At 52.5% G+C, this 19,076-nt stretch carries 18 protein-coding genes; 14 read left to right on the top strand and 4 right to left on the bottom strand.

The features are described 5' to 3' along the window. The first annotated feature begins 54 nt into the window (after positions 1-54). The 3 genes from A3842_RS21830 to A3842_RS21820 are packed head-to-tail and all read left to right on the top strand — an operon-like array spanning position 55 to position 4,828. On the top strand, positions 55-1,218 hold the full coding sequence (locus tag A3842_RS21830; protein ID WP_074086804.1) for a glucose-1-phosphate adenylyltransferase: 1,164 nt from the start codon (positions 55-57) through the stop codon (positions 1,216-1,218). 24 nt (positions 1,219-1,242) lie between these two features. Continuing rightward, positions 1,243-2,346 carry a glucose-1-phosphate adenylyltransferase subunit GlgD gene (gene glgD / locus A3842_RS21825; protein ID WP_074086805.1) on the top strand — a complete coding sequence of 368 codons (1,104 nt, stop codon included), beginning with the start codon at positions 1,243-1,245 and terminating at the stop codon, positions 2,344-2,346. A gap of 49 nt (positions 2,347-2,395) precedes the next feature. Next, positions 2,396-4,828 carry a glycogen/starch/alpha-glucan phosphorylase gene (locus tag A3842_RS21820; protein ID WP_074102726.1) on the top strand — a complete coding sequence of 811 codons (2,433 nt, stop codon included), beginning with the start codon at positions 2,396-2,398 and terminating at the stop codon, positions 4,826-4,828. A 131-nt stretch (positions 4,829-4,959) separates the two neighbouring features. Here A3842_RS21820 and A3842_RS21815 read toward each other — a convergent pair whose 3' ends face one another. Beyond that, the gene (locus A3842_RS21815) at positions 4,960-5,439 is read right to left on the bottom strand and encodes a GAF domain-containing protein (protein ID WP_074086807.1); all 480 of its coding nucleotides are present in this window, start codon (positions 5,437-5,439) and stop codon (positions 4,960-4,962) included. 239 nt (positions 5,440-5,678) lie between these two features. Between A3842_RS21815 and A3842_RS21810 the strand changes: the two genes are divergently transcribed. Both A3842_RS21810 and A3842_RS21805 read left to right on the top strand, forming a co-directional pair. After that, positions 5,679-5,978, top strand: coding sequence for a hypothetical protein (locus tag A3842_RS21810; RefSeq protein WP_074086808.1), 300 nt, complete (start codon positions 5,679-5,681; stop codon positions 5,976-5,978). A gap of 244 nt (positions 5,979-6,222) precedes the next feature. Next, a complete protein-coding gene (locus A3842_RS21805; RefSeq protein ID WP_074102725.1) occupies positions 6,223-6,780 on the top strand; it encodes a GNAT family N-acetyltransferase in 558 nt (185 codons plus the stop codon). A gap of 164 nt (positions 6,781-6,944) precedes the next feature. On the opposite strand, the gene A3842_RS21800 is transcribed toward A3842_RS21805, so the two are convergent. After that, a complete protein-coding gene (locus tag A3842_RS21800) occupies positions 6,945-7,412 on the bottom strand; it encodes a MarR family winged helix-turn-helix transcriptional regulator (protein ID WP_074086810.1) in 468 nt (155 codons plus the stop codon). 332 nt (positions 7,413-7,744) lie between these two features. On the opposite strand from A3842_RS21800, the gene A3842_RS21795 reads away from it, so the two are divergent. From A3842_RS21795 to A3842_RS21775, 5 genes are all read left to right on the top strand, one after another. Next, a complete protein-coding gene (locus A3842_RS21795) occupies positions 7,745-9,049 on the top strand; it encodes an MFS transporter (RefSeq protein WP_074102724.1) in 1,305 nt (434 codons plus the stop codon). 124 nt (positions 9,050-9,173) lie between these two features. Next, positions 9,174-9,947: an ABC transporter ATP-binding protein gene (locus A3842_RS21790; protein ID WP_074102723.1), complete on the top strand. Its 774-nt coding sequence runs from the start codon at positions 9,174-9,176 to the stop codon at positions 9,945-9,947. Continuing rightward, positions 9,944-11,194 carry an ABC transporter permease gene (locus A3842_RS21785; protein ID WP_074102722.1) on the top strand — a complete coding sequence of 417 codons (1,251 nt, stop codon included), beginning with the start codon at positions 9,944-9,946 and terminating at the stop codon, positions 11,192-11,194. Before A3842_RS21790 ends, A3842_RS21785 begins: the two co-directional genes overlap by 4 nt. 99 nt (positions 11,195-11,293) lie before the next feature. Beyond that, positions 11,294-11,875 (top strand): RNA polymerase sigma factor, encoded by a 582-nt coding sequence (locus A3842_RS21780; RefSeq protein WP_074102721.1) that lies wholly within the window; start codon positions 11,294-11,296, stop codon positions 11,873-11,875. Further along, entirely contained in the window at positions 11,868-12,713 is an 846-nt protein-coding gene (locus A3842_RS21775; protein WP_074102720.1) for an anti-sigma factor, read from the top strand. The genes A3842_RS21780 and A3842_RS21775 overlap by 8 nt, the downstream gene beginning before the upstream one ends. A 125-nt stretch (positions 12,714-12,838) precedes the next feature. On the opposite strand, the gene A3842_RS21770 is transcribed toward A3842_RS21775, so the two are convergent. After that, positions 12,839-14,110: a BaiN/RdsA family NAD(P)/FAD-dependent oxidoreductase gene (locus A3842_RS21770; RefSeq protein ID WP_074102719.1), complete on the bottom strand. Its 1,272-nt coding sequence runs from the start codon at positions 14,108-14,110 to the stop codon at positions 12,839-12,841. Between the two features lie 176 nt (positions 14,111-14,286). Between A3842_RS21770 and A3842_RS21765 the strand changes: the two genes are divergently transcribed. From A3842_RS21765 to nadE, 3 genes are all read left to right on the top strand, one after another. Beyond that, positions 14,287-16,056 (top strand): two-component system sensor histidine kinase NtrB, encoded by a 1,770-nt coding sequence (locus A3842_RS21765; protein ID WP_083609688.1) that lies wholly within the window; start codon positions 14,287-14,289, stop codon positions 16,054-16,056. 107 nt (positions 16,057-16,163) lie between these two features. Further along, positions 16,164-16,598 (top strand): BrxA/BrxB family bacilliredoxin, encoded by a 435-nt coding sequence (locus tag A3842_RS21760; RefSeq protein ID WP_074086816.1) that lies wholly within the window; start codon positions 16,164-16,166, stop codon positions 16,596-16,598. A 118-nt stretch (positions 16,599-16,716) separates the two neighbouring features. Then, positions 16,717-17,526 carry an ammonia-dependent NAD(+) synthetase gene (nadE, locus tag A3842_RS21755; protein WP_074102718.1) on the top strand — a complete coding sequence of 270 codons (810 nt, stop codon included), beginning with the start codon at positions 16,717-16,719 and terminating at the stop codon, positions 17,524-17,526. Positions 17,527-17,601: 75 nt separating this feature from the next. Here nadE and A3842_RS21750 read toward each other — a convergent pair whose 3' ends face one another. Next, positions 17,602-18,420 carry an alpha/beta hydrolase family protein gene (locus A3842_RS21750; protein ID WP_074102717.1) on the bottom strand — a complete coding sequence of 273 codons (819 nt, stop codon included), beginning with the start codon at positions 18,418-18,420 and terminating at the stop codon, positions 17,602-17,604. Positions 18,421-18,652: 232 nt separating this feature from the next. Here A3842_RS21750 and acpS point away from each other — a divergent pair, with 232 nt between their 5' ends. Beyond that, complete coding sequence (acpS, locus tag A3842_RS21745; RefSeq protein WP_074102716.1) at positions 18,653-19,051, top strand: holo-ACP synthase; 399 nt, start codon at positions 18,653-18,655, stop codon at positions 19,049-19,051. Positions 19,052-19,076: the final 25 nt, after the last annotated feature.

Below are 19,076 nucleotides of genomic sequence, written 5' to 3'. Positions count from 1 at the left end.
TCCAACCTTTTTGATTACATGCTTCACTACCCATAAGTTAAGGGAGGCTCTTCCATGAAGAAAAAAGAAATGGTAGCCATGTTATTGGCGGGAGGCCAAGGGAAAAGATTAAAGGGATTGACCAAGTCGCTCGCAAAGCCCGCTGTTTATTTTGGGGGGACCTACCGGATTATTGATTTCCCTTTGAGCAACTGCTCCAATTCGGGAATTGATACTGTCGGTGTGCTGACGCAGTATGAACCGCTTGTGCTTCATTCATACATCGGAGTAGGCAGCGATTGGGACTTGAACCGCAAGGACGGCGGGGTATTTGTCTTACCGCCGCATGAACGGGAGAACGGGAGCAGCTGGTACCGTGGCACAGCAGATGCCATTTACCGCAATCTGAAGTTTGTGGATCAATTCGATCCGGAGCATGTGCTGATTCTATCGGGAGACCATATCTACAAGATGGACTATTATGCGATGCTTCAGTACCACAAGGCTAGAAATGCCGACTGCACCATATCGGTTATCGATGTTCCGCTGGAGGAAGCCAGCCGGTTTGGCATACTGAATACGGATGAGGATCTTAAAATTTATGAATTTGACGAGAAGCCGGCTAAGCCGAAAAGTACACTGGCTTCTATGGGTGTCTATATTTTCAAATGGGAGGTGCTCCGCAAGCATCTCCTGGAGGACGGAGAGAACGCCGGCTCGTCCCATGATTTTGGCAAGGATATTATTCCGCTCATGCTGGCTGATGGCCAATCCCTCTTTGCGTATCCTTTTGAAGGGTACTGGAGAGATGTAGGTACTATAACCAGCCTGTGGGAAGCGAACATGGATCTGCTGAGCGATACTCCGCCTCTGAATCTGAACGATCCGAACTGGCGTATCTTCACCCGCAACCCGAACCAGCCGGCACAATATGTAGCTCCTGGAGCGAAGGTGTCGGGCTGCATCATTAATGAAGGCTGCATTGTCCACGGAGAAGTGAAGCATTCAGTACTCTTTTACGGCGTGGAAGTGGGTGAAGGCAGTGTGATTACGGACTCTGTCATCATGCCAAAGGTCAAGATCGGGAAGAATGTAAGAATTCACAAGGCCATTATCAGTGAGAATACGGTCATTGAAGATTACATGGAGATCGGGATTGAGCGGGAGGATGAGGAAGAAATTCTGCTGATCGACAATCGAAGCAAAAAGCGCAAATCCGTTGCAGCCAAAACCATATAATCAGCAGAGGACGGGGGGATTTCGATGAAAGAACTCATGGGTGTCATCAATCTTGACCATGAATTGGACCAATTAAACGAGCTGACCTATTTCCGCTGCGGCGCGGCGGTGCCTTTTGCCAGCCGCTACCGGCTGATCGACTTTGTTCTCTCCAACATGATGCGTGCGGAGCTGGAGAGCGTGGGGCTGTTTGTCCGCCGTAAATACCGTTCGCTGATGGACCATCTCGGCGACGGCAAATCGTGGGATATGAACCGCAAGCACGGGGGCCTGTTCATTCTGCCGCCTGACTGGAATGATCCGACAGATACTTCCCTGGGGGATTTGCAGCATTATCACAACAATCTTGATTTCTTCAAACGGGCTGCGGCCAAATATATTGTGTTCTCCGGCAGCCAGCACATCAACACCGTCGATTTCCAGGATGTGTTTCAATATCATATGGAGAAGGGTGCTGATGTCACGCTGGTTTACAAGAAAATTGACATCCTTAAGCCGGAGCACGATCCCTGTCTGCGGGTTGATGTAGACGAGGACAGTAATGTGACGGAGATCCATCAGGAGAAGGATCATCATAACGTCTATCTGGATATTTTTATTATGGAAAAAAAGCTGTTTCTGGAGCAGGTGGAATATTGCATTGCGCATGGGGAGAGTTACTTTTTCCGTGACGCCATTCAGAAGAACCGCCACAAGTTCAAGATTGCCGCTTATGAATATACAGGTTATCATGCAGTAATCAACTCTCTGGAGAGTTATTACAAGAACAGTCTGGAGCTGCTGCAGCAGGATAATTATTTCGGACTCTTCAAAGAGAACCCGGTTCAGACGAAAATAAAATATGAAGCTCCTACCCGCTATCTGGACAGCGCGGAGGTCAGCAATTCGCTGGTGGCCAATGGTTGCATTATTGCGGGGACCGTGGAGAACAGCGTGATTTTCCGGGGGGTGCAGGTCCGCAAGGGTGCGCGCATTATTAATTCGGTGATTATGCAGAAATGTGTCATCGAAGAGAATGCCGTGATTGAGAATGTCATTATGGATAAAGACGTGCAACTAAGCAAGGACCGGATACTTGTCGGGGACAGCAGACGTCCATTTGTGATTGTTAAGAGCAGTAAGATTTAACCGTGAGGCCATTCTTTTAAAAAAAGCATTTGTCAGGAGGAACCTGCTGTTGTTCAACGATAAAGAGACTTTTAAACAAGTGTTCCGCGAGACACTCATCGGGAAATTGGGCAAGCCGCTGGAGGAAGCATCGAACGCCGACATCTACAACATTCTCGGCAACATGATCCGTGAAAATGCGGGTAAGAACTGGGCGGACACCAACCAGAAGTTCAAAGCCGATAAGGATAAGCAGGTATACTATTTTTCCATGGAGTTTCTAATCGGCAGACTTCTCGGCAATAACCTCCTTAATATGGGCGTGCTTGAGGTTGTACGTGACGGACTTACGGATTTGGGGTTCTGCCTTCGGGATGTGGAAGAGGAGGAAGCGGACGCGGGCCTCGGCAATGGCGGTCTGGGCCGTCTGGCGGCATGCTTCCTGGATTCACTGGCCTCCCTGCAGTATGCAGGGCACGGCTGTGGCATACGTTACAAATACGGCCTGTTCGAGCAAAAAATCGTTGACGGGTATCAGGTGGAACTGCCCGATTACTGGCTGCAGAATGATAATGTATGGGAAGTGCGGCGGGAAGACAAGCAGGTAGAGGTGCGGTTCTGGGGCCATATCGAGACCCGTGAGGAGAACGGTGAGCTGGCCTTCGAGCATAAGGACTATGAAGCGGTGCGCGCGGTTCCTTACGATGTGCCAGTTATCGGTGCAGACTGCAGGCATGTGAACACACTACGCAACTGGAGCGCAGAGTCCATCGCCCAGCCTTCACGGATGTTCGGTTCTCTGGCCGGAAGTGATTACCACAAGTATCTGGAATACAAGCGTTCGGTAGAGTCGATCTCCGAGTTTCTGTATCCGGATGACTCGCAGTATGAAGGCAAGCTGCTCCGGCTGAAGCAGCAGTACTTCCTGTGCAGCGCGGGGTTACAGAGTATTCTGCGGACGTACAGCAAGAACGGGCTTGGCATTGAATCACTGCCGGACAAAGTGGCCCTGCATATCAATGATACGCATCCTACACTGGTTATCCCGGAGCTGATGCGGATTCTGATGGATGTGCACGGACTCGGCTGGGAGCAGTCATGGAGTATCACTACCCGCATGGTCTCCTATACGAACCATACCATTCTAAGCGAAGCGCTGGAAAAATGGCCGATCAGCATGGTACGGGAGCTCCTGCCGCGTATCTTCCTCATTATCGAGGAGATTAACGCCCGCTTCTGCGGTGAGCTGATGAGTAAATATCCGGGGGATCAGAACCGGATTAATCAAATGGCAATCATTCATGATGATCAGGTGCGCATGGCCCATCTGGCGATCGTAGCCAGCCATAGCGTTAATGGTGTGGCGGCTCTGCATACAGAGATTCTGCAGAAGCGCGAAATGCGTCTGTTCAATGAGATGTATCCGCACCGCTTCAATAACAAGACGAACGGCATCACCCACCGGCGGTGGTTACTTCATGCGAACCCGGAGCTGGCCGGACTGATTACTGAATCGATCGGTTCGCGTTGGGTTCATCATCCGCAGGAAATGATTGGCCTGATCAAATACAGTGAGGATGCTTCCTTCCAGGAGCAGGTGGCCGGAATCAAGCGCCGCAACAAGCAGCGCCTCTCTGAATATATTTTCAGCAAGCATGGCGTTCAGGTAGATCCGGACTCGATCTTCGATGTGCAGGTTAAGCGTCTGCATGCATACAAGCGCCAATTGCTGAATGTGCTTCATATCATGCACTTGTACAATCAGCTCAAGGATAACCCTTCCATGGACATAGTGCCGCGCACCTTTATCTTCGGTGCCAAAGCAGCGCCAAGCTATCACCTGGCGAAGCGCATCATTAAGCTGATCAACACGGTAGCCGATGTCGTCAATAAAGACCCGCAGATCAAGGGCAAGATCCGTATTTTCTTCCTCGAAAATTATTCGGTGTCCCTGGCGGAGAAGATTATTCCAGCTGCTGATGTTAGTGAACAGATCTCTACCGCCAGCAAGGAAGCCTCCGGTACCGGGAACATGAAGTTCATGATGAACGGTGCGCTAACCGTCGGAACGATGGATGGGGCGAACGTGGAGATGCATGAAATGGTCGGGGATAACAACATGTTCCTGTTTGGTCTTCGTGCGGAGCAGGTTATGGATTACTACCAATACGGCGGTTACCATGCACGTGATATTTACAACGGCGACAGCCGGGTGAAGGAAGTGCTGGATCAGCTCGTGACCCCTGGGCCTATTTGCTGCAATACCCAGGAATTCGATACGCTGTATCAGTCGCTTCTGGACAATAACGATGAGTTTTTTGTGCTTAAGGATTTCGCTTCCTATGTGGAGACCCATGTCAATATTGACTTGGCGTACCGCAACCAGAAGGAATGGCTGAAGAAATCCATTATCAATATTGGACATTCCGGCAAATTCTCCAGCGACAATACCATTGCCCGCTATGCATCCGAGATCTGGAATATCAGTCCGGTGCGCCTGTAGGCAGAGCCCGACTGAATAAACTGGAGTGCGGGAAGAGAGGATTCTCTCCAGCACCCCGGCAGCAAAAAGACCTTCACCAGCGCAGATTATTCTGCGGCGGTGAAGGTCTCTTTGTCTGATTACGGAGCGTATCAGATGACGTCGGCAACCAGTGTGGCGAACCGTTCCAGGAAACGGCGTTCCTCATCATCAAAACGGTGCTTGATAGGGCTGTCAATATCAAGCACCCCCAGCAAGCGTTCGCCTTGAACCAGCGGGACGACGATCTCGCTGTTTGAAGCCTCGTCACAGGCGATATGCCCAGGGAAGGCATGTACATCACCAACGACCAGCGTACGGCGCTCGCTGGCGGCCGTACCGCACACCCCCTTGCCCAGCGGAATGCGGAGGCAGGCCGGCAATCCCTGGAACGGTCCGAGGACCAGCTCCTTGCCGTCGAATAAATAGAAGCCGGCCCAATTGGTATCCGGCAGAGAGTACTTAAGCAGTGCGGAGGCGTTGGCCAGATTGGCAATGGCATTCGGCTCGCCTTCCATCAGTGCACCGAGCTGGCTGAGAACCGATTCAAACCTCTCGCTGCGTGTGCCATCATAGGGCATGGCTTGAAACATGAAGCATCACCTTCCTGTACGATAAATCAGCATAAATCCATAACTGTAACTAACAACATAGTACAGCCCGGCGGGATACGTCAAGCATTCCTGGGATATTGACGGATTGTTTGAATTTTACATCAGCGGCTCAGTGGGAAGGAACGCCCGGTTACCATATCTGGTTGATGTTTCCGATCTCTCTCCCCAGGGTAATGCAGTTATAAATACCGAAGGCTTCTGGCCGGAAGGAGTGGGATATGCGCGCCGATGTACAGAACTTGTTCATAGGAATCCATATGTTGTATTGTGCACATGAGAAGGATCTGACACTGGCAGAGATGCTGCCGGAGTTGGAAAATCTGGGGTACCGGGTGGCAGAACGTGAAGTGAAGCAGGAGCTGGAGCGGCTCTCCCAGGAGAATTTCCTGACTGCCCATGGGGAGGCTTACAGTCTTACCGGAACGGGAATTGAGGAGTTCAAGGCGATCCAGCAGAAGCTTCAGGTGCTGTGCACCGAAGTTCTTAAGCCAGTCCGAGCAGCAGGTGCGTCCGGATAGCTTCCGGCCGTTACAATTAGATAACGACAGCGTCTGTTGCGGGTGGCAAGCACCCATGACAGGCGCTATTTTAAATTCTAAGCTACGCTTCACGCTATAAATTATCCTGCTATTTCTCGTTTCAATGGGGTACCTGATAGCAATACATAGTATCGCTGCTTCGGAAGCCTAAGCCTTCAAAAGGACGGCGCAGCCGTTGTTGCATCTGATGTATACTAAATAAAGTTGAAAGGAGACGATCGTCTTGTATGTATGTGGCGGAGAAGTCCCTGTCCTGCACGGAAAAAAAGTAAAGCTGCGCGCGATGGAGGCGGAGCATGCGGCAGACCTGTTCGCCGTCTGGTCGCATCCGCAGGTTGCCTGCTGGCTGGCCGCACCGCCGCTGTCTACTCCGCAGGAGGCGGAAGAGCTCATAGCGATTCTCCTGCAAATGTCCCGTGAGGAAGAAAGTCTGCGCTGGAGCATCCTCGGACATGACGGGCATATTATCGGCAGCTGCGGTTATAACAGCTGGCAGCTGCAAGGAGCGTACAGAGGAGAAATCGGCTGTGAGCTGCTGCCTGATTATTGGGGGAAGGGCTACATGCGGGAGGCACTGGAGCTAATGCTGGACTATGGCTTCGCCGTAATGGGCCTCAACCGGATCGAAGCGTTATGCCATCCGGATAATATCCGGGCGCAGCGGCTGTTTCAGTCACTCGGGTTTGGGCGGGAGGGTCTGCTGCATGAATACCGGCATACGGAAGCGGGATTCCAGGATGTAGTCCTGTATGCTCTGCTTGAGAGCTCGCAAAAGGACTAACTTCAGCAATGAAGGAGCACAGCGTGTGGAAGGAAAGCTGAACCTGGTCATCCCGAAGCTCCAATGTACAAAAATGGCCGCGCTCTCCTGTACAGGGGGCGCGGCCGTTTTCTATTTAGGTTAGTCTGAACGTGAATTGATTCACAACCTCTGAGGCCTAAATCCTACTTGCGGGGAAGCGGAGAGAGTTTCTCAGCCTGCAGGCCCATCTTCTTAAGCAGTGTAATCATCTGTTCCTTCTCTTCATCACTCAGTCCGCTAAATGCAAGATGCAGCCGCTCCGAATATTTCGGATACATTTCGTTCATGAGACGTTCGCCTTCTGCAGTCAACTCGGCAAAGATCACCCGGCGGTCACTTGGGCAGGGTTTGCGCTGCAGGTAGCCGCGTTCTTCCAGCTTGTCGATTACGTAGGTAACGTTGCCGCTCTGCAGCAGCAGCTTGGCGCCGATCTGTTGGATAGGCTGTGGTCCCTTGTAGTAGAGGACTTCCATGACAGCGAAAGCCGTAGGATTGAAGCCTTCAATCTTGCTGCCGGTTACGGCATGCTCATTAATGCTCTTGAAAGACTTGGCAAAAACCCGGTACAAATGCAGTGTCAGTTGAGTATCGCGTTCATAGGATTGTATCATGCTTCTCCACCTCTATTGTTAATCGTGAGGGCTTGCCCACACGGTTTGGAATCCTGCTTTCGTTGATCTAGCTTTACAATACGTCAAAGAAGGAATGTTGAACATGTGATTTGTCACAATGAGCACACTTTTAATTATTAAAAATCAAACAATTTTTTACGGGTGCACAAAAGTTGTGAACTTTTTGGAGATTACCGCAATCCGTCTCTGGAAGGAGCGGGAAATCAGCCTTAGGCGCAGCAGGTAATTACAGCCAGGGTTCGATGAACCTTCCTGTGCAATTCCTTATTATGGTTACAGTAGATAACCAATTGTACGGGAGTGGATAAAGGATGAAAGAAAATCAGGGGAATTCGGCGCAGGCAGTGAAACTCACGGCCAACAAGCCATTTGTAGTGCTGATCACAGCACAGCTGGTATCCAATATTGGGGATTGGCTGCATATTCTGGCCCTGCTCACTATGGTCGGACTGAAGTGGCAGGCTTCACCCTGGGAGATAACCGCCGTCTCCTTATGCATGGCAGTACCGATGCTTCTAGGGGGTCCATTCGCAGGATATTTAAGTGATAGGATGGATCGCAGAGCAATCATGATCGGGTCTGATCTGGTGCGTGCCGGGATTGTGGCTTGTCTGGTATTTGCGGGCTCTCTTTGGCAAGTCTATGTCCTGCTGCTGGCGAAGGGGGTTCTGGATGTGATGTTCTCTCCGGCCAAAAGCGGTAAGCTCAAAGAGCTTGTGCCGCCTGAACAAATGGATCAAGCGGTAGCGCTCAGCTCTTCCATAGAGCAGATTACCAAAATTATCGGTCCTGCGATTGGAGGTCTGCTTGTTGCAGCCGTCGGAATTTCCGCCTGCTACATCATTGATTCGGTGAGCTACATCGTATCGGCGGTCATCCTGCTGGGGCTGCCGCGAGCGGGAATGTTCAAGACAGACAGAGTGAGTGAGGCTGCTGAAGCGCCAAAGCTTCGCCATTCCTTCCGCAAGGAAGCTGGTGCAGGATTACGGCTGATTGCCGGCATGCCAGTGGTGCTCAGCGGCGTCGTGATGATTGTAGCAGCCCTGCTGGTGCTTCAGGTGGCTGATTCCCAGACCGTTACTCTGTTCCGGGAAATTCCCGGAGTGAATGCCGATTTGCTGGGCTGGTGCGTAGCTGCCAGCGGTTTCGGTACTCTGCTCTCGGCCCTCGTAGTGGGACGGATGGGCAGCAGCAAGCGCCAGCTTGTGTTCATGGCCACCGGTACGATTCTCATGGGCTCTGTATTTGCGAGCGCTGCTCTTGTGGCTGCTTACGGACAGGCGGGCCTTTGGATGAATATAATGTTGTTCGGTTCGTTTGTTCTCGCCGGTGCCGGCGCAGGCTTTGTGCTTATTCCATTCAACTCGATGCTACAGTGCAGGACACCGGAAGCCTATACGGGCCGGGTATTTGGAATTGTGAGCAGTCTGACCAGTGCAGCGGTTATTCTGGGGCCGGTAGCTGGTGGGGCATTAGTGACAGTTTCCGGTCCGGTCACGGCTTTCATTGTCTCGGGTATGCTGGCAGCCCTGCTTGGAGCGTCGCTGCTCTTCCTGCGGCCGGGAATCGAAAAAAGAGACAAGGCGTCGCACGCCCTGGAACAATCAGTAGCCTAAACGGATTGTCCGCCGAACTAAGCTGGTACAGGGTGGCTGAGGGTGATATGATCGGATTACCGGAGTGTATCCGGCAGGCGGTGAATAGGCGCCAGCTATTATGGTTTAGGAGATGGAGAGCTGTATGGAAGAGACAGAAGCACCGCAGGTTCAGGAACTTGGATCAATCGGAGATCATGAGCAGGAAAGTATGGAACGGGACATTGTACTGGATGTCTATATTGAAGAAGCGGGCTATGAAGCAGGGGATAAGAGAATATCCAATATCTCTTTTCAGGTACAGCAAGGACAGTTGCTGGGCTTAATTGGTCCTAACGGAGCGGGAAAGAGCACCACAATCAAGACCCTCCTGGGTCTGCTGAAGCATGCCAAAGCCCAGGTGAAGCTTGGCGGAGAGAACAAATCTTATGCTTACGTGCCGGAGCAGCCCGTATTTTATGAGGATCTGACGTTGTGGGAGCATCTGGACCTGGCTGCAGCCGCTTATGGCTTGTCTTACGAAACCTTTGAGGCCACGGCCGATAAGCTTCTGTCCCAGTTCGGCATGGATCAGGTGCGCAACGATCTTCCCGCAGGCTTCTCCAAGGGTATGAAACAAAAAATGATGCTGATGCTGGGCTTTCTGGTCCAGCCTGATGTCTATATTGTGGATGAGCCGTTCATCGGGCTTGATCCGCGTGCGACCAAAGATTTCCTTCGTCTCCTGGAAGCTGAGCGCAAGCGCGGAGCCGGCGTGCTGATGTCAACGCATGTGCTGGACACGGCCGAAAAAATCTGTGACAGCTTCGTGCTGGTCTCCGGAGGGAGAATGACAGCAACGGGGACACTGGAAGATATCCGCGCCCAGGCGGGATTGCCGGAGGCGTCGTTGTTTGATTGCTTCGACGAACTGACATGAGCAGAAGTGCATTTGCTTTTCCCACAGCTCGGAAGCTGTTCCGGCGGCGGTTGTTTTCCCATTTTCGTGAGCAATCTGCTATCATCCGTACAGCTGCGGACTGGACGGTGCTGCTGTACATTATCATTCCAGGCGGTTTGCTGGGCGGACGGTTTTATTATGGCTTCTGGAATCAAGAGCTGCCTGCATGGGCAGCAGATTTACCCTTTGGAATCATTCTCGCCCTGCTGGCAATCCTGGTGGCCACCGGAGGCCTGGTTCTGCTACTGCAGGAAGGGGATCTGTTATTCCTCAGGCAACGGGAGGACTGGATCCGGACGATTGTGCTGCGGGGAACGCTATACAGTCTTGTAGTCACAGCTCTGAAGATGGCTGTGCTGTATGTCATTCTGCTGCCCTTCATCGTCCATGGCTACAGCGTTAGTCCGGCCGCGGCCTGGGCACTGCTTGCCATGACGATTGCCTGCAGCTGGTGTGTCAAGCTGCTCGGGCATATCGTCAAGGTCCAGCGGCAGGGCTTCCGCCGCTGGTTATGGCTGATTCCTGCGGTTACCGTACCCTGTGCCGTCTATATCCGGGCCGGACTGTACTTCAAGGACAGCCCTCTGCTTCTGCTGCTGGTCACTGCCTTGTTTGCGGTGGTGACGGCCTGGGCTATCCGCTATCGCTTGCGTTTGCGCGGCACCTTCATGAATGATGTGCGCGAAGACTACAAGCAGCGGATGAGAATCGCTGCACTGATGCTGCGCGGGGTGCTCGATAAACCGCGGCCTACGCGGTACAAGCCGTGGATCTTCCGGAAATCGCAGCCGCTGCTGAAGTCTACGCTGCCTGAGAGCCGGTTCACGGCGGCTGCTATCAAGGCATTGGTGCGGAATCCGTCTCACTTGAAGCTGTATCTGTCATTTACCGGAGTGGGATTGATAGCGGTATTCATTGTTCCTTCTATGTTGAAGTGGCTGATCTTCGCGCTGCTGATCGCATTAATGTCCTACTGGCTGTCCTCCTACTGGCTGCTGTTTTCAGGGGATGACTACATTGGGATTTTACCATTTACCAAAGAACAGAAAGCAGAGGCGGGAGCCAAGGCGCTTCCGCTCATGCTGATGCCGTTTGCCCTGCTGTGCTCGGCGGCCATCTGTCTGCCGCTGTATGGCTGGCTCGGACTGCTGCTGTTTATTCCTATTGGCGGCGGGGCCGGATATCTGATAGCCAATATGTTCAGCGCATTCCGTTTTGCCAGATGACAACAGCTGTAAACCGGATTTTTTCCGAATAAAAGTAATCCTCTTCAAAGTTTCCCGCGAAGGTTAATATAGAGGGAGATTAATGAGAGGGGTTCCCTTATGACAGAAGCTCTGGATGACAGAGAGTTGATGAAACGCATTGGAGACAAGGAACCCTCGGCGCTGGAAAACCTCTATGACCGTTATGAAAAGGTGATATACTCCTTTGCCTACAGGATGGTACAGGACGCCATGGCAGCCGAGGAGGTTGTGCAGGAGCTGTTTCTGCGTGTATGGACGCATAGTGAGCGGTATGATGAATCCCAGGGCAAGCTGACAACCTGGATGTTCGCGCTCACGCGCAATATAGCGGTAGATATGCTACGCCGCAAGTCGGTCAGGGACCGGGGAGTACCTGTGGAAGACGCTGCGCTGCATGCCGTGGCTGACGAGTCCTTGGAACCTGCCGTGGTTGTTGAGATGAGAACGGAAGGCCAGCGCATGCGGGAAGTGCTGGCAGAGCTTAGCCGTGATCAATTGCAGGTCATTCATTCCATTTATTATGGAGGCATGACGCAGCAAGAGGTTGCGGCGAGGTACAACCTTCCGCTGGGGACGGTCAAAAGCCGCGTGCGGCTGGCCCTGAAGCAGCTGAAGAGGCATTTTAAGGCTCAGGAAAGGAGGGAAGGCTACCATGGATGAAGCGGACAATCAAATCTGTGAATGGGCAGAGCTGTATGCGCTGGGCGGGCTGGACGAAGAGCAACGGCTGGAGTTTGAGACGCACTTGACGGGCTGTGCGGATTGCCGGAAGGTAGTGGAAGAGCTGAGAGAGATCGTGGATGTGCTGCCTCTCGCTTCAGAGGAAATGTCACCGCCGGAGGGAATGAAGGAGCGTGTGCTGGGCCGGGTGCTGGCTGTGGAAGAGAGCAAGAAGACATCTCTTGCAGATGCTCTGGAACGGAGCACCGTACGCGGTGCTCATGAAACCATAGTGCCACCGGCTCCCGCACCGGAAATTCCTTTCTCTTCGTCAGCTGTAAAAGCGAAGGCAACTCCGTTGAGCCGCAACAGCCTTTTGCGCGGTGCATGCGCTATATTGGCTGTAGCTGCAGCGGCGCTTGCCATCTATTCCGTTTCCCTGCAGCGGGATGTGAGCGGGCTGAAGAAGCAGCTTGCACTGACCGGAGCCCCTTCCACTGAGCTAAAAGTAAATGAGGTGGTCCAGCTTGGTCCTGCGGCACAGGACATTGTGGCCAAGGGCCTCGCGACAATCGTTATTGATGCCAAAGGCACCCATCTGCTGGTACAGGCGGAGAAGCTGCCTGAACTTAGTGGAAGCGAGGCATTCCAGGTCTGGCTGATCAAGGGCGATGTTAAGAAAAGCGCCGGAACCTTCCTGTCTTCCGCAGGGACAGGTGCGATGTACTATACCTTTGATCCCCAGGGCTATGATACCGTGGCGATTACACTTGAACCGGATGGGCAGGGGGAGCAGCCCAGAGGGCGGCCAATACTCATCGCCAAGATTGAAGGGTAGCCGCTGCCCGCAGCTAAGCCCTCAGACCACCTGAATATATCAAACCCCAAAAGCCAGCCTCCTAAGCAAACGGAGGCTGGCTTTTTACATTCAAGACAAATCTGCCGGAAGTGAGGTGCGGAGGGTTACTCCCCGTGCTGCCCGGCCGCATGCATGCCCGCCGTATATCCCGTCGAGAACGCAGCGGTAATATTGTACCCGCCGGTATATCCGTGGATATCCAGTATTTCACCGCAGAAGAACAGTCCCTGCATCAGTTTCGATCCCATGGTCCGGGGATCAATTTCTTTCAGGTTAACGCCGCCGCCAGTAACAAAGGCTTCCGCCAGAGAACGGGTGCCATGCACCTGAACCGGCATCCGCTTCAGAAGCGCTGCGAGCGACTGCAGCCCGGTTTTGGGCAGATGATGTCCTGTAGTATCGCCGTCGAGTCCAGTCTTAGCCAGCAACAAGGGAATCATCCGCTCCGGCAGCAGGCCCTTCAGCGAGTTGCGGATGGCCTTTTTCGGCTCCAGCTCCAGCTTGTTCTGCAGCTGTTCCTCCATCTCCTGCGGGTTCAGGTCCGGGAAAAGGTCGATGGACAGTTCTACAGTGTGGGTTCCCGATTTGCGCTGAACCTGCCGCAGGAACTGGCTGCAACGCAGCGCAATCGGCCCGGAGAGGCCGAAATGGGTGAAGATCATGTCGCCCCGGTGGGCAATGACCCGCTTGCCCTTCGGATTCCAGACCGTCAGTGTTACATCCCGCAGGGATAAGCCCTGCAGTTCCCCGGATTTAATCCATTCCTCCTGCGACAGGATAGGCACCTCTGTAGGGAACAACTCCGTAATGGTGTGTCCGGCGGCCTCGGCCCACGGGTATCCGTCTCCGGTGGAACCAGTCTGCGGTACAGATTTGCCGCCTGTGGCGATGACCACGGAACGGGCACCCAGCTTTTTGCCCGAGGACAGCCGGACGCCCTCCACTGCGCCATTTGTATAGAGAACCTCTGTCACCGGACTGTCGGTTATAATCTCCACACCAAGGCTTCGCACTTTGCCGATGAGCGCTGAGACGACGCTGGAGGCTTTATCGGATACGGGAAACATCCGCCCGTTGTCTTCTTCTTTTAGGGCAATCCCCAGATTCTCGAAAAATTCGATAATATCCTGATTGTTGAAATGGTCAAACGCGCTGTACAGGAAACGGCCGTTGCCGGGAATATGGGAGATCAGCTCGGAGGTCTCTTTGATGTTGGTCACATTGCAGCGCCCTCCTCCGGAAATCCCCAGCTTCCTTCCAAGCTTGGCACCTTTATCAATCAGCAGAACTGCCGCTCCATGCCCGGCAGCAGCCACGCTGGCCATAAGCCCCGAAGGTCCGCCTCCGATGATAATTACATCATAGTTACTGCTCATAAATCTGCTCCTTTACATATGAAGACAAGATGCAAACTGTGCACCCTTAACGGCATCATACCATTACGGCCACGACGGGGCCAGAGGCCCCGCGTGCGAGACGGCGAATTCCATTGTCAGGACTGCAAGGTTATGATTTAATCAAATGGAATAGGGTGATTTGTCCAATTTGGGGAGTGATTGCAATTATTTACGAGGTAAAGGATATTTTATTGCAAATAACATCTGCCTGCTCCTTTCTGTTCTTGTTCCAGTGGTGGCTTGATCAGAGCCAGATGGTTCGAAGGAACGGGAAATTCCCGGATGACCAATCCTTTTTGATTATCAGTTGTGCACTAAGCATTGTATTCTGCATGATTCTGTCCACAACGCTGTTTGGTGTGATCTATCTGAATTTAGCTATTATACCGGCTTACATCGGCGTTTTATACGCTGGATTCCGTTCGGGGGTGAGCCTGGTCATATTTTTTGTACTATGCACTATATTATTCTCGGAGCCTTCCGGTATCAGCAATCTGGTGCTGAACACAGGGGTGCTGCTGTATCCGCTGCTGTTCGGTATGGCGAAACCGTTCAAGAACGGCGGGACACTAAGCAAAATTGCCGTCCTCTGGGGTGTACTGTTTCCGAGCATGCTGTTTATTGTCCTTGCACCCAAAATGCATGGGCACAGCCTGTATGATTCCCCATCCCAAGAAATGGGTGTGGCCGTGCTCTACCTTGTTGTCTCGGTGGTCCTGGGCGGCAGCTTTATTTACTTTATCGAAACCGCCTGGGACCGGATGGAGATCCAGAAACAGATGAAAGGGATCTCTGAGAAGCTGGAAAGGGAATCGGAGAAGCTGCAGCAGATTACCGATGTCGTGCCGGTCAGTATTATGTCTCTGGATGATATGGGCTGTGTAACCGAACTGAATGAATGTATGCTGAACCTTTTCCGCCAGCATAATCCCCTGATTACAAAAGAGGCCATTCTAGGCCGGAGGGTAGAGCGGCTTCTCTGCAAAGAGCCGGATAGCCCGATCCTAAAGCGTATGGCGGATAACGTATTGCACAAACAACGGTACAACGAGAAACTTCACTATGATTCCAGGACTTATGATGTATTCTCTGCACCTCTGCAGCTAGGAATGGGGGGCATATCCGGAGGAAGGGTTGTGATTGTCCAGGACCTGACCGAGGAAGAGAAATTCCGCAGTGAACTGGATCATGTGGAGCGGCTAACCCTGGTTGGGCAGATGGCGGCGGGAATTACCCATGAAATCCGCAATCCGATGGCGGTGGTGCGCGGATTTCTGCAGCTCATGCGGGAAAAAAGCCATGGAGAGATGGACTCGTATTATCAGATTATTATGGAAGAGCTGGACCGGGCCAACAGCATTATCAATGACTTTCTCTCCCTTGCCCAGAGCCGGATATCGAACAAGGAGACTGTTCAGCTGCATCATATTATAGAAGAACTATCCCCGCTTCTCTGGGCTGATGCCAATCTCCGTGGTCAAAGCGTGGAGCTGAGATTATGTCCGTCCCTCCCGCTGCTTCAACTCAACTCCAGGGAAATCAAGCAGCTTATCCTTAATCTGGCCCGCAATGGAATGGAAGCGATGGAGCCTAAGGGGGTTTTGTATCTGGAGACGCGTATCCATGAGGATAAGGTGGAGCTGGTCATACAGGATACGGGAAGCGGAATTCCGCAGAGTCAGCTGGAGAAGTTATTTGTGCCTTTTTACACAACAAAAGGTCAGGGGACCGGCCTCGGTCTTCCGCTTTGCCTAAGCATTGCCGAGCGGCATCATGGCAGTATTACAGTGGATTCCCAAGAAGGCAAAGGTACGGCTTTTATCATTTCTTTTCCTTACGGGCAGGAGGTCAGCCAGGAAGCTGCCGCCACAAAGGAAACCTCTTATTTTCCCTCCAGCGATATCCCTCCCGGCCAAGAACTGTGAGGCCGGTTCTGCTTGCTTTCACAGAGTATGTATGTATAATAAAGTTAGTGAATCCTGCTACAACGCGGTTTTGACAAATAGTTTAAGGATAAAGGAGAGTGCATTGAATGTCCATGTCATTTAATCAATATATGAAGGATTCCATCCAGCCCATGCGCGATGATCTGACAAGCATCGGGTTTCAGGAGCTTTTGACTCCGGAAGAGGTGGAAGCAGCTCTTCCTGCCTCCAAAGGTACCTCACTAGTTGTTGTTAATTCGGTCTGCGGCTGTGCCGCCGGTCAATGTCGTCCGGGTGTGGCTCAGGCGCTGCAGAACGAGATCCTGCCGGATCACCTGTTCACCGTATTCGCCGGCCAAGAGAAAGAAGCAACAGCCAAAGCGCGTGAATATTTTGCACCGTATCCGCCTTCTTCGCCTTCCATTGCGCTGATGAAGGATGGGGAGCTTGTTCACTTCATCGAACGTCATGGTGTTGAAGACCGTTCGGCTGCTGAAATTGCTGCTGAGCTGAGGGATGTATTCAACCGCTTGTGTCAATAAAATAATGCCAGCATTACTCGGTCTCGCAGGCTGCCGGAAGTCCGGTTGTCTGCGGGACTTTTTTGGAAATAATACGCAAGAATAACCGCAGCTATGCTGTGAATCGGGGTGTACGTACTTGAGTATGCAAGAAGAGATTATTACCGCCCTCGGTGTTAAGCCATCTATTGATGTGGAGGCGGAAGTCCGGAAACGGGTGGATTTTTTGAAAGCGTATATACTGGAAGCAGGGGCAAAAGGGCTGTTAATCGCGATTAGCGGCGGGGTAGACAGTGCGGTAGCTGCAGGTCTGTGCAAAAGGGCAACAGATGAGCTCTCAGCCGGAGAAGGCAAGGAATATATCACACTTGGCGTGTTCCAGCCTTACGGCGAACAGGAGGATATCGCGCACAGTTATGCGGTAGCGGAGGCCTTTGCATTGACGCATAAGGTGGAGACCAATATCGAGGAAACGGTCAATGAGATTGCACTTGAGGTAGAACACAGCCTGAAATCGCTTGGGCAGCACCGTCACATCACCCATCAGGGCAAAGGCAATGTGAAGGCCAGAACACGCATGGTGATGCAATATGCGCTGGCCTTTGAGAACAATCTGCTGGTAGTAGGAACAGACCATGCCTCCGAAGCCATAACCGGCTTCTATACCAAATGGGGCGATGGTGCCGTGGACATTACGCCGCTGTCTTCGCTGAACAAGCGTCAGGTGCGCCAGCTGGCTGCATTCCTGGGTGTACCTGCCGACATCGTTACCAAAGCACCGACAGCAGGCCTATGGCCGGGACAGACGGATGAGGCGGAGCTGGGCATCACCTATGAGGAGAACAGCGATTACTTGGAAGGCAAAACGGTCAGTTCCGAAGCCGCCAGGAAGCTTGAAAGCTATTACCGGAGAACCGCGCATAAGCGTAATGTGATTCCGGGGATCTGAAAAAGGGGTTATATCGAAAACCGCCGGGCCGCTGCTTCCAATCGCAGCCGCTCCGGCGGTTCTTCATGTGATTAGCTACTTCGCCAGAATACGCCCAATGAACGTCCTGGAAGCATCAATCGCCTGCTCCAGCCCGGGAGTAGTCCCGGCAAAAGGGTGAACGGTGCCAAAGGTATGATTGCCTCCGGGAATCTGTGACCATTCAATATCCGGCCGTAAAAGGGTCAATTGTTCTGAACCGCGGCGCAGCCGCTCCCCATCCTCGCTTCCCTGGATCAGGACGACCGGGAAGCTGGCCTGCTTCATCCGCTCCAGGATGTTGTAGCGTTCGGCTTGCTGCTCTAAGTCTTCTAGAATTATAGCATCCAGAGGCATTTGCTGACCTGTACGTCCATTGAGCACATAGGTCCGGCCCTTTGCTCTCATCTCCCGCTTCTGGTCTTCTGTGAGCAAATCGATACTAGTGACACCGTTCCAGGAGATCACGCCGGTAATTGCCTCGGGATGATCGAGAGCGTAGAGCAGACATATCCCGCCTCCCAGGCTGTGACCGAGCAGAAATACGGGCAGACCTCCAAATTTGTGATGCTGGCTGAGGTAGGAGAGCAGAATTTCCAAATCTCTGATCTCACGTTGACCCGTATTGCGGGCGAACTTCTCCAGCTCGGTGAAGTTCTGCAGATCCTCGCCAATTCCGGCATGCGAGAAGTTGAAGGTGACGACCTCATGCTCATCACTAAGCGCCTCTGCAGTATAAGGGAACATTCCCCAATCCTTGAAGCCCTTGTAGCCATGGGCAATGACAACCAGACTTCTAGCTTTGCCTCGGGACGGGAAATGGGAACAACGCAGGACAGCATCCTCACCTGCGGGCAATTCGAAATTACGGGGCATAGGGCATCTCCCTTTCCTTGCGAAAATAGACTTCAGCGGCTTTTTCTTTTAAGATAGCAGAAAGCTAGAACCAAGACTATAATTTATACTACTCCATACAAAGGTTGAAAGACTTCTGTCCAGTATGAGATTATAGTCTTTCTGTAGGAAGATCATACCATTAGCACGCGGTTAAGGATAGAAGGCAATATGAGGCAGTCCATGACTGCGGGAGCACGAGGGGCGTGAAGTTTTGATATACGGAATCGGACATGATGTGCTGGAAATCGGGCGGATTGTAAGTATAGCAGATGGTAATTTAGGCCACCGGTTTATCCGCCGGATTCTTACCGGGCAGGAGCTGGTACTGGCCAAAAGAAGGGGCGGGAAGGCAGCGGAGTTCATAGCCGGACGATTCTCGGCCAAGGAAGCGGTAGTTAAGGCGCTCGGATGCGGAATCGGGCATACCGTGGGCTTTCAGGATATTGAAATTCTGCCGGATGACCAGGGCAAGCCGGTGGTCTCGCTCTCGGCTGAGGCATGGGCCCGGCTGCTGCTGCCGGAACAGGAGTATGCCATCCATCTCACCATTACGCACAGCCGCGATTTGGCCTCAACATTCGTTGTGGTGGAGCGGTTGCCGGCCCAATAAAAAGGGTCTAATAAATGAACGGCAA

Source organism: Paenibacillus sp. P3E, assembly GCF_001909045.1.
In the GTDB taxonomy this organism is placed as follows: Bacteria; Bacillota; Bacilli; order Paenibacillales; family Paenibacillaceae; genus Paenibacillus_AQ; species Paenibacillus_AQ helianthi.
The sequence above is the reverse complement of the archived record's forward strand: the minus strand, read 5'-3'. Positions and strand labels throughout refer to the sequence as shown.

Excerpts from the sequence above, each read along its gene's own strand:
- A3842_RS21830 (WP_074086804.1), top strand. The coding sequence starts at position 55 with ATGAAGAAAAAAGAAATGGTAGCCATGTTATTGGCGGGAGGCCAAGGG.
- glgD (WP_074086805.1), top strand. The coding sequence starts at position 1,243 with ATGAAAGAACTCATGGGTGTCATCAATCTTGACCATGAATTGGACCAA.
- A3842_RS21815 (WP_074086807.1), bottom strand. The coding sequence starts at position 5,439 with ATGTTTCAAGCCATGCCCTATGATGGCACACGCAGCGAGAGGTTTGAA.
- A3842_RS21810 (WP_074086808.1), top strand. The coding sequence starts at position 5,679 with ATGCGCGCCGATGTACAGAACTTGTTCATAGGAATCCATATGTTGTAT.
- A3842_RS21800 (WP_074086810.1), bottom strand. The coding sequence starts at position 7,412 with ATGATACAATCCTATGAACGCGATACTCAACTGACACTGCATTTGTAC.
- A3842_RS21795 (WP_074102724.1), top strand. The coding sequence starts at position 7,745 with ATGAAAGAAAATCAGGGGAATTCGGCGCAGGCAGTGAAACTCACGGCC.
- A3842_RS21790 (WP_074102723.1), top strand. The coding sequence starts at position 9,174 with ATGGAAGAGACAGAAGCACCGCAGGTTCAGGAACTTGGATCAATCGGA.
- A3842_RS21785 (WP_074102722.1), top strand. The coding sequence starts at position 9,944 with ATGAGCAGAAGTGCATTTGCTTTTCCCACAGCTCGGAAGCTGTTCCGG.
- A3842_RS21780 (WP_074102721.1), top strand. The coding sequence starts at position 11,294 with ATGACAGAAGCTCTGGATGACAGAGAGTTGATGAAACGCATTGGAGAC.
- A3842_RS21775 (WP_074102720.1), top strand. The coding sequence starts at position 11,868 with ATGGATGAAGCGGACAATCAAATCTGTGAATGGGCAGAGCTGTATGCG.
- A3842_RS21770 (WP_074102719.1), bottom strand. The coding sequence starts at position 14,110 with ATGAGCAGTAACTATGATGTAATTATCATCGGAGGCGGACCTTCGGGG.
- A3842_RS21760 (WP_074086816.1), top strand. The coding sequence starts at position 16,164 with ATGTCCATGTCATTTAATCAATATATGAAGGATTCCATCCAGCCCATG.
- A3842_RS21750 (WP_074102717.1), bottom strand. The coding sequence starts at position 18,420 with ATGCCCCGTAATTTCGAATTGCCCGCAGGTGAGGATGCTGTCCTGCGT.